At 44.5% G+C, this 15,341-nt stretch carries 13 protein-coding genes; 11 read left to right on the forward strand and 2 right to left on the reverse strand.

The genetic code is table 11. From position 1 onward, the window contains the following. Positions 1-19: 19 nt before the first annotated feature. The 6 genes from rluD (at position 20) to EXT47_RS04760 (ending at position 7,888) form a co-directional block, all read left to right on the forward strand. Positions 20-997, forward strand: a complete 978-nt coding sequence (gene rluD, locus EXT47_RS04735) for a 23S rRNA pseudouridine(1911/1915/1917) synthase RluD (protein WP_010371027.1) — start codon at positions 20-22, stop codon at positions 995-997. Position 998: 1 nt separating this feature from the next. Then, a complete protein-coding gene (gene pgeF, locus EXT47_RS04740) occupies positions 999-1,715 on the forward strand; it encodes a peptidoglycan editing factor PgeF (protein ID WP_130125994.1) in 717 nt (238 codons plus the stop codon). A gap of 90 nt (positions 1,716-1,805) precedes the next feature. Next, complete coding sequence (clpB, locus tag EXT47_RS04745) at positions 1,806-4,379, forward strand: ATP-dependent chaperone ClpB (protein ID WP_039496972.1); 2,574 nt, start codon at positions 1,806-1,808, stop codon at positions 4,377-4,379. Positions 4,380-4,507: 128 nt separating this feature from the next. After that, a complete protein-coding gene (locus tag EXT47_RS04750; protein ID WP_039496974.1) occupies positions 4,508-5,443 on the forward strand; it encodes an NADP-dependent oxidoreductase in 936 nt (311 codons plus the stop codon). Between the two features lie 128 nt (positions 5,444-5,571). Then, positions 5,572-7,149 carry a glutamate--cysteine ligase gene (gene gshA, locus EXT47_RS04755; RefSeq protein WP_130125995.1) on the forward strand — a complete coding sequence of 526 codons (1,578 nt, stop codon included), beginning with the start codon at positions 5,572-5,574 and terminating at the stop codon, positions 7,147-7,149. A gap of 130 nt (positions 7,150-7,279) precedes the next feature. Then, complete coding sequence (locus tag EXT47_RS04760) at positions 7,280-7,888, forward strand: transglycosylase SLT domain-containing protein (RefSeq protein WP_039496979.1); 609 nt, start codon at positions 7,280-7,282, stop codon at positions 7,886-7,888. A gap of 77 nt (positions 7,889-7,965) precedes the next feature. On the opposite strand, the gene EXT47_RS04765 is transcribed toward EXT47_RS04760, so the two are convergent. Both EXT47_RS04765 and EXT47_RS04770 read right to left on the reverse strand, forming a co-directional pair. Further along, on the reverse strand, positions 7,966-9,228 hold the full coding sequence (locus EXT47_RS04765; protein ID WP_010606684.1) for an HlyC/CorC family transporter: 1,263 nt from the start codon (positions 9,226-9,228) through the stop codon (positions 7,966-7,968). Positions 9,229-9,296: 68 nt separating this feature from the next. Continuing rightward, a complete protein-coding gene (locus tag EXT47_RS04770; RefSeq protein ID WP_130125996.1) occupies positions 9,297-10,103 on the reverse strand; it encodes an inner membrane protein YpjD in 807 nt (268 codons plus the stop codon). A gap of 207 nt (positions 10,104-10,310) precedes the next feature. On the opposite strand from EXT47_RS04770, the gene ffh reads away from it, so the two are divergent. The 5 genes from ffh (at position 10,311) to trmD (ending at position 15,312) form a co-directional block, all read left to right on the forward strand. Continuing rightward, the gene (gene ffh, locus EXT47_RS04775) at positions 10,311-11,690 is read left to right on the forward strand and encodes a signal recognition particle protein (protein ID WP_010371045.1); all 1,380 of its coding nucleotides are present in this window, start codon (positions 10,311-10,313) and stop codon (positions 11,688-11,690) included. Between the two features lie 644 nt (positions 11,691-12,334). Further along, positions 12,335-13,558, forward strand: a complete 1,224-nt coding sequence (locus EXT47_RS04780) for a hypothetical protein (protein ID WP_165383794.1) — start codon at positions 12,335-12,337, stop codon at positions 13,556-13,558. A gap of 187 nt (positions 13,559-13,745) precedes the next feature. Then, positions 13,746-13,994 carry a 30S ribosomal protein S16 gene (rpsP, locus tag EXT47_RS04785; RefSeq protein ID WP_010371051.1) on the forward strand — a complete coding sequence of 83 codons (249 nt, stop codon included), beginning with the start codon at positions 13,746-13,748 and terminating at the stop codon, positions 13,992-13,994. A 17-nt stretch (positions 13,995-14,011) separates the two neighbouring features. Further along, complete coding sequence (rimM, locus tag EXT47_RS04790) at positions 14,012-14,545, forward strand: ribosome maturation factor RimM (protein WP_010371053.1); 534 nt, start codon at positions 14,012-14,014, stop codon at positions 14,543-14,545. Further along, a complete protein-coding gene (gene trmD, locus EXT47_RS04795; RefSeq protein ID WP_130125998.1) occupies positions 14,545-15,312 on the forward strand; it encodes a tRNA (guanosine(37)-N1)-methyltransferase TrmD in 768 nt (255 codons plus the stop codon). The genes rimM and trmD overlap by 1 nt, the downstream gene beginning before the upstream one ends. The last annotated feature ends 29 nt before the right edge of the window (positions 15,313-15,341 follow it).

The raw sequence follows: 15,341 nt of genomic DNA on the forward strand, positions 1-15,341 counted from the left end.
AAATTAGGTAAAGTTTCAGATGTCAGAGCAAATTTCCCTCCAAGCGGAGGTTCCAGTCGAACTCGGTGGTAAACGTCTAGACCAAATATTGGCGCAATTGTTCCCGGATTTTTCTCGTTCAAGAATAAAAACTTGGATCCTTGAAGATAAAGTCACCGTAGATGGTGAAGTATTCAACACCCCTCGTGAAAAGTTACTTGGTGGTGAAAGTGTTGCTATCGAGACGGTTATCGAAGCACAGCGCGAATACGAAGCGCAAGATATAGAGTTAGACATTGTTTACGAAGATGATGACATTCTTGTGATAAACAAGCCGATGGGGCTGGTGGTTCACCCCGGTGCCGGTAACCCAGATGGCACTGTGTTAAATGCTCTGCTGCACCATCACCCAGAAATCATTAACGTGCCTCGTGCTGGTATCGTACACCGTCTGGATAAAGACACTACCGGTCTAATGGTCGTGGCGAAAACCATTCAAGCACAAACGCACTTGGTGAAGAATCTACAAGCGCGTGAAAACTTCACACGTGAATACGAAGCAGTTTGTAATGGCACGATGACCGCAGGTGGCATGATTGAAAAGCCAATCGGTCGTCACGCAACTAAGCGTACACATATGGCAGTACATGAGATGGGCAAGCCAGCTATCACTCATTACCGTGTTGCTGAAAAGTTTCGAGCACACACGCGCCTTCGCCTGCGCCTAGAAACCGGTAGAACGCACCAAATTCGTGTACATATGGCGTATTTGAATCACCCGCTAATTGGCGATCAGCTCTATGGCGGCCGTCCTCGTCCACCAAGAAATGCGACTCAAGGATTAACCGAGCAATTAAGAGAGTTTAAACGTCAGGCATTGCATGCTATAAAACTGAGTATCGCTCACCCTATTACTGGCGAGAAGATGACATGGGAAGCGCCTGTGCCTGAAGATATGATTAAGCTGGTGGCAGCGCTTAGAGAAGATACCAAAGAAAACCCGGATTTAACGTTATAAGATGCAACTTGCTCAGTGGCCATTAACCCAATTTGTTGGGACATTATCAACAACGCGAAAGGGCGGTGTTTCAGCACCGCCGTATGATAGCTTTAATCTAGCCTTTCATGTTGGTGATAATGCTGAACATGTAGCCGAAAACCGTCGAATTTTACATGGTTATGTGGCCAACCCGATTGTATGGCTTGAGCAAGTACATGGCGCTGAAGTGGTGGTGGTCGACGAGCAGTTTGAAATCGCGCAGGTCCATCAAGCCGATGCCTTATACACTCGCTTGCGTCAAACGCCACTGGCTATCATGACAGCAGACTGCTTACCCATTCTGCTTGCATCAAAAGATGGTGAAGAGGTAGCCGCTATCCATGGTGGTTGGAAGCCTCTCGCTGCTGGAATTATCTCGCAAACACTGGCTAAGTTTAACTGTGCACCTGAAGAGATCTGTGTATGGTTTGGCCCTGCGATTGGGCCTAGTGCATTCGAGGTGGGTGAAGACGTAGTACAGGCTTTTGAGGCGCAACGAAATACGGCATTTGTTGCTAAAAAAGACGGTAAATATCTTGCGGATATTTTCGAGCTTGCACAATCGTTATTACGCGAGCAAGGTGTAAAGGATTTTTACGGCGATAAACACTGTACAGTAACTATGTCCGAGCAGTATTTTTCCTATCGTAGAGACAAAACAACGGGCCGTATGGCAACTTTGATTTGGCGCAAATAATCAGGGTAAATTATTACTTTTACGCTTGATCTTCGTTCAGTTAATACCCATAAATAAGGTAATTCGATATTTTATATGGGTAAATAAATCATGCGTTTAGATAGATTTACAAGCAAATTCCAAGCTGCGCTTTCCGATGCGCAGTCATTAGCGCTTGGGCGCGATCACCAATTTATTGAACCTGTTCATTTAATGTACGCTTTGCTCCAGCAGAGCGGCTCAAGTGTGCGCGCATTATTAGCACAAGCAGGTGTGAGCGCCGACGAGCTTAATACTAAGTTGTCACAAACCATTGAAAAGCTATTTAAAGTAGAAGGTGTAGGTGGTGATGTACAGCTTTCAAATAACCTTATTTCACTGATCAATCTGTGTGATAAATATGCACAAAAACGTAAAGATAAATATATCTCCAGCGAGTTATTTGTTTTTGCTGCGTGCGAAGATAAAGGCCCATTAGGCGAGATTTTCAAAGCGCTTAACATCACCCAGCCAAAGATCGAGCAAGCTATTAAGGCTATTCGAGGGGGTCAAAAAGTGGATGACCCTAATGCCGAAGACACTCGCCAAGCTCTTGAGAAATTTACCATCGATCTCACTGAGCGTGCTGAGCAAGGTAAGCTTGATCCGGTTATTGGCCGTGACGACGAAATTCGCCGCACTATTCAAGTGCTACAGCGCCGTACTAAAAACAACCCTGTACTTATCGGTGAACCGGGCGTTGGTAAAACCGCCATTGTTGAGGGGCTCGCGCAGCGTATTATCAACGGTGAAGTTCCTGAAGGTTTGAAAAGTAAGCGCGTACTATCGCTAGATATGGGCGCATTGGTGGCAGGAGCCAAATATCGTGGTGAGTTTGAAGAGCGCCTGAAGTCGGTATTAAATGAGCTGGCTAAAGAAGAAGGCCAAGTTATTCTCTTTATTGATGAAATCCATACTATGGTGGGGGCGGGCAAAACCGACGGTGCAATGGATGCTGGCAACATGCTAAAACCCGCACTCGCACGTGGTGAGCTTCACTGTGTAGGGGCGACCACGCTTGATGAGTATCGTCAGTATATTGAAAAGGACGCGGCACTCGAGCGTCGTTTCCAAAAAGTATTTGTTGCAGAGCCAACCGTAGAGGACACAATCGCGATTCTACGTGGCTTAAAAGAGCGTTACGAATTGCACCACTCGGTGGATATTACCGATCCTGCGATTGTCGCTGCGGCTAATTTATCACATCGTTATATCTCAGACAGACAGCTTCCAGATAAAGCTATCGATTTGATAGACGAAGCAGGGTCTTCAATTCGGCTGCAAATTGACTCAAAGCCGGAGCAATTAGACAGACTAGAGCGCCGTATTATCCAACTAAAATTGGAAGATAACGCGCTGGCAAAAGAGAAAGATGAAGCGAGTCAAAAGCGTCGTACTGAGATGCAAACGCTCATTAATGAATTAGAAGCTGAGTATCGAGAGCTGGATGAAGTGTGGAATGCCGAAAAAGCCTCACTACAAGGCACGCAAGTGATTAAAGCTGAGCTTGAGCAAGCGCGTTTAGATCTAGAAGTCGCGCGTCGAGCAAGTGACTTGCAACGTATGTCCGAACTGCAATACGGTCGGATCCCTGAGCTTGAGCGAAAACTAGACCTTGCTTCTCAGGCTGAAATGCAGGAAATGAGTCTTTTAAAAAATCAGGTCGGTGAAGATGAAATTGCAGAAATTTTATCGCGCTGGACAGGGATCCCAGTCGCAAAAATGCTTCAAGGTGAGCGTGAAAAGTTACTGCAAATGGAAGACGAGCTTCACAAAAAAGTGATTGGTCAAGACGAAGCTGTTAATGCGGTTGCCAACGCTATCCGTCGCTCACGAGCCGGGCTTGCAGACCCAAATCGCCCAATTGGTTCGTTCTTGTTCTTAGGTCCAACAGGGGTTGGTAAAACGGAGCTGACCAAAGCGTTAGCCAACTTTATGTTTGATACGGAAGATGCCATGGTGCGCATTGATATGTCCGAGTTTATGGAAAAACACTCAGTTGCGCGCTTGGTTGGCGCACCTCCTGGTTATGTTGGCTACGAAGAAGGTGGCTATTTGACAGAAGCGGTAAGGCGTCGTCCTTATTCTGTGATTTTGCTTGATGAAGTGGAAAAAGCGCATCCAGATGTATTTAATATCTTATTGCAGGTCTTGGACGATGGTCGCTTGACTGATGGTCAAGGTCGCACGGTTGATTTTAAAAATGCGGTGATCATCATGACCTCGAATTTAGGGTCGGATGTCATTCAAGAGCAAGCAGGAAATAACGACTACGCGACACTCAAAGAGCGTGTTATGGCCGTGCTCGCGAGTCAGTTTAGACCTGAATTTATTAACCGTATTGATGAAACTGTGGTGTTCCACCCGCTTATCAATGAACATATTAAAGAAATTGCGAGTATCCAGTTAGACAGATTGAGTAAACGCTTAACTGAAAAAGGCTTTGCGCTTGAGCTCAGTGACGCCGCGCTTGATAAAATCGCTGCAAGCGGATTTGATCCTGTATATGGTGCCCGTCCTCTAAAACGAGCAGTGCAACAATATATTGAAAACCCGTTGGCGCAGGACTTGTTACAAGGTAAGTTTGTGACTGGAGATACCATTAAAGTCGAGGTTGTTGACGACCAGATAGTGTTCAATCATTAATATAGCTAAACGCTCTTACAGCCATACTGTAAGGGCGTTTTTCCTTCCCATACTGTAAATTTCTTCAAACTCCTTACCCTTTCGCGTATTCTACAAAGATAACAAACTGTCTTTTAAGAAAGCCGCATATGATAAATAAGTCAACCACTTACGGTATCTACGAATTTGGTGATAGCAATCAGCTGTGTAGTACCACCATTTCCTTGCCAGCGCTTAGTTCAGGCCAAGTGCGCATAAAAGTAAACAGTACCAGCGTTAATCCTATTGAAGTGAAAACCAGGCAAGGTCTTGGTTATGTTGCGGCGCAAAAAGGCGCAGGTGCCTTTTTGCCGCTCGGATATGATCTGTATGGTGAGGTGGTTGAGGTTTATGGCCCAGATAACCAATTTAAAGTAGGCGACCTTGTCATCGGTATGATTGGATTTGCAAGTAACCCCGGAACTTATAGTGATTATGTAGTGGCGCTTGAGGCAGAGCTCATCAAGGTTTCTTTGCAAGAAAATCCAGATATTGCAGGTCTTTGTCTTGCGGGTCTTACGGCAAAACAAGCGCTAGATAAATTTTCGAATCATAATCGTCCACTATATGTATTGGCACCAACCGGTGGCGTGGGGCATTTAGCAATTCAACTAGCACAGCTCCAAGGGCGAAAAGTCATCGCTGTCTCGACCCGCCCTGAGCACGAATTGTTGTCGAAGCTCAAGGTAACGGCAATAAGTTATGACGAATTTTATCAGCACCAAGTTGAATGCGATTTACTGGACTTAATTGGTGGCGATATTGCATTACAGTGTGTCGACTCGATGAAGCCGGATTCGCACCTAGTGACTATTCCCAGCGTCACCAAAGAAATCGTCTGTGAGCGAGCCACGACAAGGGGTGTAAAGGCTGAGGGGATGTTGGTTGCGAGTAATTTAGGCGATCTTAAATATTTGTATCAGGCGTACCAAGCTGGCAAAATCAGCATCAACGTAAGTCATTACTTTGCGATGGCGGATATTGCGCAGGCTCACCACTGTATGGAAAGTGGTAAGCATGTTGGCAAAGTTATTATTAAGGCCTAAGTGTACTAAAAGTAGCCATATTTAAATTGATTGCTCGGTTTAAATCACTCATTTAATGAATACACTTGGTATAATTTGGTTTCGACCCCATAAACTTGAAATTGGCCTGTAGGTTCGAGGAAGAATTTTTGAAACAATTAGACTTAAACACTAAGCTGGACTTATTGTCTGACGGCGCGCATCGCGGCGTTTTCAAAGGTATCAAAAGAGGTATCGAACGTGAGGCATTGCGGATCCAAGGGTCGGGAAAAATAGCGAAAACACCGCATCCAGAAAAGACGGGCCACGCACTGACCAATGGCCATATCACCACTGATTTTTCTGAGTCGCTACTCGAATTTATCACCCCTGTGAGTGAAGACCCACAAGAGACATTAGCGCAACTTTCTGATCTACAGAAGTTTACTTTGGCGAATATGGGTGATGAGTTACTGTGGCCTTTGTCGATGCCATGCTTTATTGAGGATGAAGAAGATATTGTCCTAGCGCAGTTTGGCACCTCTAATATCGGCAAAATGAAAACGCTATATCGTGAAGGGCTAAAAAACCGTTATGGCAGCATGATGCAGGCCATTGCGGGTGTGCACTTCAATATTTCGTTTCCAGAGACCGTATGGCAAAGTCTGCAAGTGATGTCTGAAGATGATAACCCTCAACAATCATTTATCTCCCAGCAGTATTTAGGCCTTATTCGTAATTTCAAGCGTGAAATGTGGCTGATAAGCTACCTGTTTGGCGCATCTCCTGCGCTTTGTCCGTCATTTTTGCAAGGCAAAAAGAGCGACTTGCCATTTAGTAAGCTAGAAAATGGCTCCATCTACCTTGAATATGGCACGGCGCTTAGACTGGGTGATTTAGGTTATACCAATAGCGCACAAAGCTCGCTTAAGGTGATGTATAACGATCTGGATGAGTATATTGCGGGCTTGCGACAAGCCATTCGTTGTCGCTCCGACTTATATCATGAAATTCCAGACTATCGAGCAGCAGAGCCAAAACAGCTGAATCGCAACATTTTACAAATTGAAAATGAGTTCTACTCGCCAATTAGACCAAAGCGCAATGCCAAGTCTGGTGAAACGCCGACTCAGGCACTTGAACGTGGTGGTATCGAATATATCGAAATTCGTGCGCTGGATGTTAACCCATTCGAGCATACTGGTGTCAGTCTTGAGCAAATCCACTTCCTCGATGTGTTCTTAACCTATTGTTTGTTAAAGCCAAGCCCTGAGCTTTCGTTTGAAGCGCAAAAGCTCGCTGGTAAGAATTTACATCAGGTGGTTAACCAAGGTCGCTGCACAGCACTTGAACTGAGTAAAGCGGGTGAGCCTGTGAGTGTGAAGCAGTGGGGCACAGAGATTTTTACAGACTTACTCAAAGTCGCAAAAATGTTAGATGCGAGTACCGAAAAATCAGTCTACGTGGCAACAGTGGAAAAATTAATGTTGTCAATTGAAACACCTGCACTTACTTTTTCTGGGCAGTTGCTATCTCAACTGAAGAGTCGTACCTTAGAACAAGGCTCAATGGGCATTGAACTTGCGAAAAAATATAAGCAACTTCATCAAGATATCAAATACGGTTATTACGATGAAGATACGCTGAAGTCATTTGCACGTCAGTCTTTCGAAGATGAGGCTGCGGTTAGAGCTGCTGACACGGTGGATTTCACGATTTTCCTTGACGATTATTTTTCAAGGGCATAATGCACAAGGCATAAAAAAGCGCAGCCATAAGGCTGCGCAAATAAATTTCAGGGATGAAACAATGCTAAACTGCTGCATTCATAAGTTCAGACCAATGCAAATTGTAAAAGTTCATTAGGTTTCGAAAAAAATGCAAAAAAAATTAATTTTAATTAGCCTCGCCGCTGTTTTATCCGGATGTGCTACTGCACCACCTAAACAACCTCATGATATTTGTAAGATTTTTGAGGAAAAAGAAGATTGGTACTATGACGCTCGTGATGCTCAAGAAAAATGGGGTTCACCAAAGCATGTACTGATGAGCATGATGTACCAAGAAAGCTCTTTTCGTCACGATGCGGCGCCTCCAATGGAATACTTCCTATGGTTTATTCCTGTTGGCAGAGTGAGCTCTGCTTATGGCTACTCTCAAGCCAAAACTCCGACCTGGTCTGATTATATTCGTGAAACTGGAAACTCAGGTGCAGATCGCGATGACTTTGAAGACGCCATCGATTTTATGGCTTGGTTCGTATATAAGACTCACAAAGTAAACGGCGTGTCTAAGTGGGACGCTTACGCACAATATCTCAATTATCATGAAGGCTGGGGCGGTTATCGTCGTGGTACTTATAAAAATAAGAAATGGTTAATGCAAGTCGCAAATAAGGTAAAGCATCGTGCTGCGCGCTATGCCGTTCAACTTAAACGCTGTGAAGATGATTTAGATAAGAACTGGTTCGAGAGAATTTTTTCTTGAGTACATTGCGGTGTTACTTTTAACACCGCAACTGAGTTTAGTTTTTACTTGCTTAAGAGTTATACCAATTAGTTAAGCTAATTAGTATTAGAAGAAATTTTCACCATCTTGATCATGTTTTCTTTGATCTCAATGACTTCCATCTTATAACCAGAAATCGTTAAGCCAAGAGGCGCATCTGGAATATCTTCAAGGTGCTCAACAATCAGGCCGCTGAGGGTTTTAGGGCCTTCGGTAGGTAAGTCCCAACTCATTTCTTTATTTAAGTCACGCACGTTTACACTGCCGTCAACCATAACTGAGCCATCACGTTGCATGTTTACGTCTTCGCTCGGCGCACGCGTCTGCGTGGTGGTAAAGTCACCTACGACTTCTTCAAGAATATCTTCAAGCGTAACCAGACCTTGAATGTCACCATACTCATCAACAACAAGACCAATACGCTCTTTGGCTTCTTGGAATTTGATCAGCTGTGTATTGAGCGAGGTATTCTCTGGTACATAGTAAATCTCTCTTACCGCACGCAGTAGTGACGGCTTATCAAACTGCTCTTTTGTCAGTAGGCGTAGCGCATCACGAGCGTGAATAAAACCAACCGCATCATCAATTTGGTCACGGTAAAGTAGCACTCGGGTGTGCTGCGCATTCGTGAGCTGGCGAGCTATATCTTTCCACTCGTCATTGATATCTATCGCATTGATTTCACTGCGTGGGATCATAATGTCTTCTACGGTCACGTGATCTAAGTCTAAGATAGAAGTGAGCATGTTTTGGTGGTTTGAGGGTAACATAGCGCTTGACTCATTTACCACGGTTTTTAATTCTTCTTTACTTAGGCTGTGCTCTTCAATCTCTTGTGGTGTGATCCCGACCAAACGTAACATACCATTGGTGATCCAGTTGGTCGCAACAACCAAAGGAAACAAGACCTTCAACAACACTTTTAGGATAACAGAGCTTGGAAACGCGACTTTCTCAGGGTATAAAGCTGCGAGAGTCTTAGGTGTAACTTCAGCGAAGATAAGGACCACGAGTGTGAGGCCAAAAGTAGCTACTGCGATACCCATATCGCCATACAGGCGTAATCCAATGATGGTTGCAACTTGTGCAGCGGCAATATTGACGAGGTTATTTCCGATCAGGATCAGACCAATCAGTCTATCAGGACGGTTAAGGAGGTTACTTACACGCTTCGCACCACGGTGATTCTCTTTTTCAAGATGGCGTAGACGAATACGGTTGATTGACATGATACCGGTTTCTGAACTAGAAAAATAAGCCGACATCAAAATGAGCACGCCGAGTATGATAAACAAGGCGCTGGTCGATATGTCTTCCAACAGTGGATCCCTTTTTTACTTACGAAAGAGTATTAAGCGTTAGTGAGTTACGATAGTCAAGTTAAAGTTTAAAACCTGCCTAAAATCACTTCTTGTATAAAGCGACTACCAAAGTAACCTAAAGTCACGATGCCAGAAGCCGCTATGATTGAAATCACCACAGACTTACCGCGCCAGCCGAACTGCCTATGCCCAAATGCGACGACGACATAAATAAGCCATGCAACGATAGATAAAATGGTTTTGTGAATAGTCTCTTTGGCGAACATACCGTCTAAAAAGTAAAAGCCGGATGCCAATGCCAGCGTTAATAAACCTGTGCCTACAAATAACAGTTGATAAAGCTGCCTTTCCACTTGCATAAGTGGCGGTAGATGGCTGGTCATAATCGCCAAATCCCGCTGTTTTAGACGTTTATCAATAAACATAAATTGAATGGCGTAGAGCGTGGCGATGATAAGTACGCAGTAAGCCAACAAAGAAAGTGAGATATGCAAAACGAGACCAATATCTATGTTTATTGTATGCATAATAATATGGTGCGGAATAAACAGGCTTGCTAATAACAAAATAGCGGCAAAGCCATACACCACAGGTAGTAATAGTGTTGCAGGGAAGCGTAAAGATACGGTCGTTACAGAAACAACGATAACCCAACAGGTTAACAAGGCAACGTTGACGGTACTGAGATCTTGTCCTTGATGCGTAAACACTGAATTCACCAACACTAGCATATGAGTCAAAATGGCGACGGTGCTTAATATTAAGGTTTTCTTTTGATCTGGACCTTGTTTGTCAAATAAGCGCGATAAAACATGGCTAGTGGCCATGACGTAAAAGAGACAGGCGATTAATGACAAGCTAACAATCAACATAAAAATAAGTGCCTAATTTTTGCTTTCCTTTTTTAGCTATTGTATTTAAAGCCTCTGCGCTTGCATAGGGTTTTATTTCAATCCGTTAACTTATTCTTATTTTCGTTCAACGAAAGCGTAAAAAGCAGAACAATCGGCTTGAATACTGTATTAGTGGCTCGCATATCAGTATAATGCCCGACAATTTCGAGATTTTGGAACCGATACATGTTTGAAAACCTCCAAGAGCGTTTAGGAAAAACGCTTAAAAACATCAGTGGCCGTGGCCGACTAACTGAAGACAATATTAAAGAAACACTCCGTGAAGTACGCATGGCATTGCTTGAGGCTGACGTTGCCTTGCCGGTTGTGCGCGACTTTGTAAAACAAGTAAAAGAACGCGCGGTTGGTGTAGAAGTCACAAAGAGTCTGAGCCCAGGCCAGGTTTTCATCAAGATTGTTCGCGAAGAACTTGAAAAGTCGATGGGTGAGGCCAACGAGGAGCTGAACCTAAACGCGCAGCCGCCAGCTGTCGTCATGATGGCAGGTCTTCAAGGTGCGGGTAAAACCACCAGTGTTGGTAAGCTGGCTAAATTCCTTAAAGAGCGCAAAAAGAAATCTGTGTTGGTGGTGAGTGCTGACGTTTATCGTCCTGCAGCTATCAAACAGCTTGAAACGTTAGCAGCAGAAGTTGACGTCGAGTTCTTCCCCAGTGATATTTCACAAAAGCCGGTAGATATCGCAACGGGTGCTATTTCTCACGCGAAGAAAAAGTTCATTGATGTGGTACTTGTGGATACCGCAGGTCGTTTGCACGTAGATGCAGACATGATGGATGAAATCAAAGATTTACACGCGGCGATTAATCCAATTGAAACCTTATTTGTCGTTGACTCAATGACAGGTCAGGATGCTGCAAATACAGCAAAAGCCTTTGATGAAGCGCTGCCACTCAGCGGTGTTATCTTAACCAAGACGGACGGTGATGCGCGCGGTGGTGCGGCTCTGTCTATTCGTCATATTACAGGTAAACCCATTAAGTTTATCGGTGTGGGTGAAAGAACCGATGCCTTAGAGCCATTCCACCCTGACCGTGTTGCATCTCGAATTCTAGGTATGGGCGACGTACTGTCGCTTATTGAAGAAGTCGAAATGAAAGTCGATAAAGACAAAGCCCAAAAAGTGGCTGAGAAAGTCTTTAAAGGCGATGGTTTTACACTGGAAGATTTTGCTGAGCAGCTGCGCCAGATGAAAAACATGGGCGGTATGATGTCGATGATGGAAAAGCTGCCTGGTATGTCGAACTTGCCGGATGCGGTAAAAGGTCAAGTAAATGATAAGACCTTTAACCAAATGGAAGCTATCATAAGCTCAATGACGCCAAAAGAGCGTGCACGTCCTGAAATCATCAAAGGCTCGCGTAAAAAGCGTATCGCTGCGGGTTCTGGTACGCAAGTACAAGACATTAATAAGTTGCTGAAGCAATTTACCCAAATGCAGAAGATGATGAAGAAGATGAAAGGCAAAGGCGGCATGATGAAAATGATGAAGAACATGAAAGGTATGATGCCGCCGGGCATGTTCGGTGGCGGTGGGCCTAAGTTCTAAACCAAACAAAAATATCCCATCCTAAAATTGGTTGACGGTTTTAAGAGGCCAGTGATTTTGTCATTGGCCTTTTCAGTTTGCTCTCGACCACGGCTGATGTAAACCTATGCTGTAGTCGCCGTGAGGTCGTTTAACTCCCTCCTTTTTGTTTTTCTAACATACTTAATCTAAGTAACCTGAGCTGCGGATAATTAATGCCTTTCTAGCAGCCAGTTATAGCGCTAACTGCGTTGAATTCACTTCCAATAGCCAGCTATTGGTGCGTAAATTCGCCTTGTTTTCCCTAAATCTTGCTGGCTAGACAAGGAAAAAACTAAGTTGTGCTTTAGCAACAATGAGTTGGAACATTCCTTATCCAAACCTCAGGTTAAGTACCAAATATTTTTGACACTCATCAGTCGTTGGACTAGCCTCAATCTGTCGTTTTAGCTCAGTTAACCATCGAGCTATAATGAGTGGCGTTCAGTGGTAGAGTAGTGCCACCCATGAGTTTCTTTCTACATTTATGAAGCAGACCGACAGCGGCGGCAGGTAGTGTTGACTTACACTGCGTATTACGACAACAGCGATTGTCGATAGTGAGTATTCTAAAAGTCTATCGTTTTATGTGTGCGCTTGTGGTCTATCACTACAAGGAGCAAGTCATGTCAAATCAACCAACAGATATTGAAAAACTCGTTTTTGCCGTGGAGATATTCGCAAATGCTGGTTCTAAAAATCCAGGCGCCAGCGATGAGTCTCTGTACCACACCATCTCCAACTCATTAAAAGAAATACCATTTATTGATGTCGACATAGTATGGGGACCTCATGCTCAAATGATGCCCAATGGTGAGGCATTTAACACGATGTACGTTGCACGGGTGAGTGGAACTGATCAGTATATAGTAGCAATAGCAGGTACTAATGGTAAATCATTATTTGATTGGATTTTCCAAGACTTTAATGTTGCCATCACAACCCCTTGGATTTTCGCCCCCAATGTTAAAGGGGCCGAAATTTCAGCGGCTACGGCATTAGGTTTAGCGATGCTGAATGTTATGATCCCGCAGGGGAATGTCCCAGGTAGCGGTATCCCTTTAATGCACTTTTTACGCGATACGGCTAAGTCGCCTTGTGGCATTACGGTCGCGGGGCATAGCAAAGGTGGTGCGCTTGCTCCCACTGTCGCCTTGATGCTGCGAGATCTGCAAGGTAAAGCACTACTGTGGGATCCTGCGTGTAACGCCACTGTCAAAACGATGGGTACGGCTGGCCCAACAGCGGGCAACGATGTCTTTGCCGCTCATTCTAATCAGCAGCTTCCAAATGGCAGCCTATCAGACGATAAAGCGGTGAGCGTGCGCTTTGCAAATAGTTTAGATATCGTTCCTCATGCGTGGGCTGAAAGTAGCTTGGAGGAGATTAAGACAATTTATGGAAGTGAAATTTCAAGCCGGATTGTTGATGGTTTAATTGATTTTGCAAAAGAACTTGCCAATCGTACAAACTACACGCAACTAGCACCAAGTGACCCTCCATTTGCAGGGCTGCTCAATACCAGTATCATTGGTTCAGAGAATTCTGACTTTGTGAATTTCTTACAGCAAGCTGCATATCAACATGTAAACAGCTATCTAGAGTACTTCCAAATCCCCATACCTGCGCAGCAAGCTGGGCTACAGCATCTGCTCAGTGAGCCCGCAATTGGAGAGCAGCTCAAGCAAACGATAGAGAGTATGGGGGAACGAGTTCACGGTAAGCTTGAGGTTGAAGCAACGTCGTCTACATTACCTTTATTAGGAGATGTTAGCACGGCTGAAGGGCAGCAGAAGGCGATAAAAACTTTGATTGCAGAAATGGATAAGCTACAGCAACCAATGGAATAACTGAATTCGTTTCTACGCCACATTTTAGTTTATTATCAAGGTGCTCAAGGGTGACAATCGCGTCGCTGTTGGGCATTTATCTAATTCAAACTTGCATTGCGCTGAAAAATGCGTAAAATGCCCGAGCTTCCCGTAATGGGAAGTACAAACTTATTAATGAAAACAGTCAATCTATGTAGAGGACGGTATGGTAACTATTCGTTTGCAACGTGGCGGCGCAAAAAAGCGTCCATTCTATCAAATCGTGGTTGCGGATAGCCGTTTCTCGCGTGACGGTCGTTTCATCGAGAAGGTAGGTTTCTTTAACCCTATCGCTGCAGGTCAGGAAGAAAAAGTACGTTTAGATTTATCTCGTGTTGATCACTGGGTAGGTCAAGGTGCAGCTCTTTCAGATCGTGTTGCGAAGCTGGTTAAAGACGCTCGTAAAGCGGCTTAATAGGCGTAAGTGTAACCATGAGTCAAAGTAAAACCTCGACAATCGTTGTTGGTAAGCTTGGTGCTCCTTATGGCATCAAGGGTTGGCTTAAGGTGCATTCATTTACTGACGATCCCCAAGGGATCTTCGATTTCAGCCCATGGTTGATAGGGCAACAAGGTAAATGGCAAAACCTTGAAGTGAGCGACTGGCGTCGTCACAACAAGGGATATATCGCTAAATTTGCACAGGTAAACGACAGAGACGAAGCAGTGGCTTATACCAATGCTGAAATCGCTGTTTATGCTGAGCAGCTTCCTGAATTACCTGAAGGGGAGTTTTATTGGCGAGATCTCATTGGCATGTCAGTAGTAACCGATAAAGGCTACGACTTAGGCATAGTTGATGACTTGATGGAGACTGGTTCAAATGACGTTTTGGTTGTGAAAGCAAACAAAAAAGATGCATTTGGCCAATCGGAAAGATTAATTCCATTCTTAACAGACTCTGTTATTTCGGATATTAATCATGACGAGAGAAAAATTACGGTAGATTGGGATCCAGCGTTTTAATGAGCGATCAGCAAAAGCTATGGGTTGGAGTGGTTTCACTTTTTCCTGACATGTTTGATGCGATAACTCAGCAAGGCGTAACGGGTCGAGCTGTGAAAAACGGCTTGATTGAGTTTAATTGTTGGAACCCGAGAGACTACGCCACTGATAAACATAGAACCGTGGATGACCGCCCTTATGGTGGTGGCCCGGGAATGTTAATGATGGTTGAGCCTCTCAAAAAAGCTATTCTTGATGCCAAAGCGGCAGCAGGAGCAGGCGCTAAAGTAATTTATATGTCCCCTCAAGGGCGAAAGCTAGATCAACAAGGTGCGACCGAATTGGCGCAATCCGAAAAGTTGATTTTAGTAGCGGGTCGTTATGAAGGTATTGATGAGCGGATCATCGAGTCTTATGTAGACGAAGAGTGGTCCATCGGCGATTTTATACTGAGCGGTGGTGAGTTACCGGCCATGACATTAATCGATGCAGTAGCGCGATTAGTGCCAGGTGTGTTAGGTCACAACCAATCAGCAGAGCAAGATTCATTTTCGGATGGCTTGTTAGATTGTCCTCATTATACCCGGCCGGAAACATTGGATGATAAACAGGTGCCTGCTGTATTACTCAGCGGAAACCACCAAGAAATAGCCAAATGGCGCTTAAAGCAGTCTTTGGGTAGAACTTGGCAACGTCGTCCTGACTTGTTGCGTAACCTAGCTCTGACTGAGGAGCAGGCGGCATTACTTGCTGAATTTCAGCAAGAGAATGGCCAAGCTTGTGGCTAGAAGACAGTTACACCTAGGAATGTGAGAAA

Source organism: Pseudoalteromonas sp. CO342X (assembly GCF_004208915.1).
GTDB lineage: Bacteria > Pseudomonadota > Gammaproteobacteria > Enterobacterales > Alteromonadaceae > Pseudoalteromonas > Pseudoalteromonas maricaloris.

Coding starts and splice junctions, on each gene's coding strand:
- rluD (WP_010371027.1), top strand. CDS start 20: ATGTCAGAGCAAATTTCCCTCCAAGCGGAGGTTCCAGTCGAACTCGGT.
- pgeF (WP_130125994.1), top strand. CDS start 999: ATGCAACTTGCTCAGTGGCCATTAACCCAATTTGTTGGGACATTATCA.
- clpB (WP_039496972.1), top strand. CDS start 1,806: ATGCGTTTAGATAGATTTACAAGCAAATTCCAAGCTGCGCTTTCCGAT.
- EXT47_RS04750 (WP_039496974.1), top strand. CDS start 4,508: ATGATAAATAAGTCAACCACTTACGGTATCTACGAATTTGGTGATAGC.
- EXT47_RS04760 (WP_039496979.1), top strand. CDS start 7,280: ATGCAAAAAAAATTAATTTTAATTAGCCTCGCCGCTGTTTTATCCGGA.
- EXT47_RS04770 (WP_130125996.1), bottom strand. CDS start 10,103: ATGTTGATTGTTAGCTTGTCATTAATCGCCTGTCTCTTTTACGTCATG.
- ffh (WP_010371045.1), top strand. CDS start 10,311: ATGTTTGAAAACCTCCAAGAGCGTTTAGGAAAAACGCTTAAAAACATC.
- EXT47_RS04780 (WP_165383794.1), top strand. CDS start 12,335: ATGTCAAATCAACCAACAGATATTGAAAAACTCGTTTTTGCCGTGGAG.
- rpsP (WP_010371051.1), top strand. CDS start 13,746: ATGGTAACTATTCGTTTGCAACGTGGCGGCGCAAAAAAGCGTCCATTC.
- rimM (WP_010371053.1), top strand. CDS start 14,012: ATGAGTCAAAGTAAAACCTCGACAATCGTTGTTGGTAAGCTTGGTGCT.
- trmD (WP_130125998.1), top strand. CDS start 14,545: ATGAGCGATCAGCAAAAGCTATGGGTTGGAGTGGTTTCACTTTTTCCT.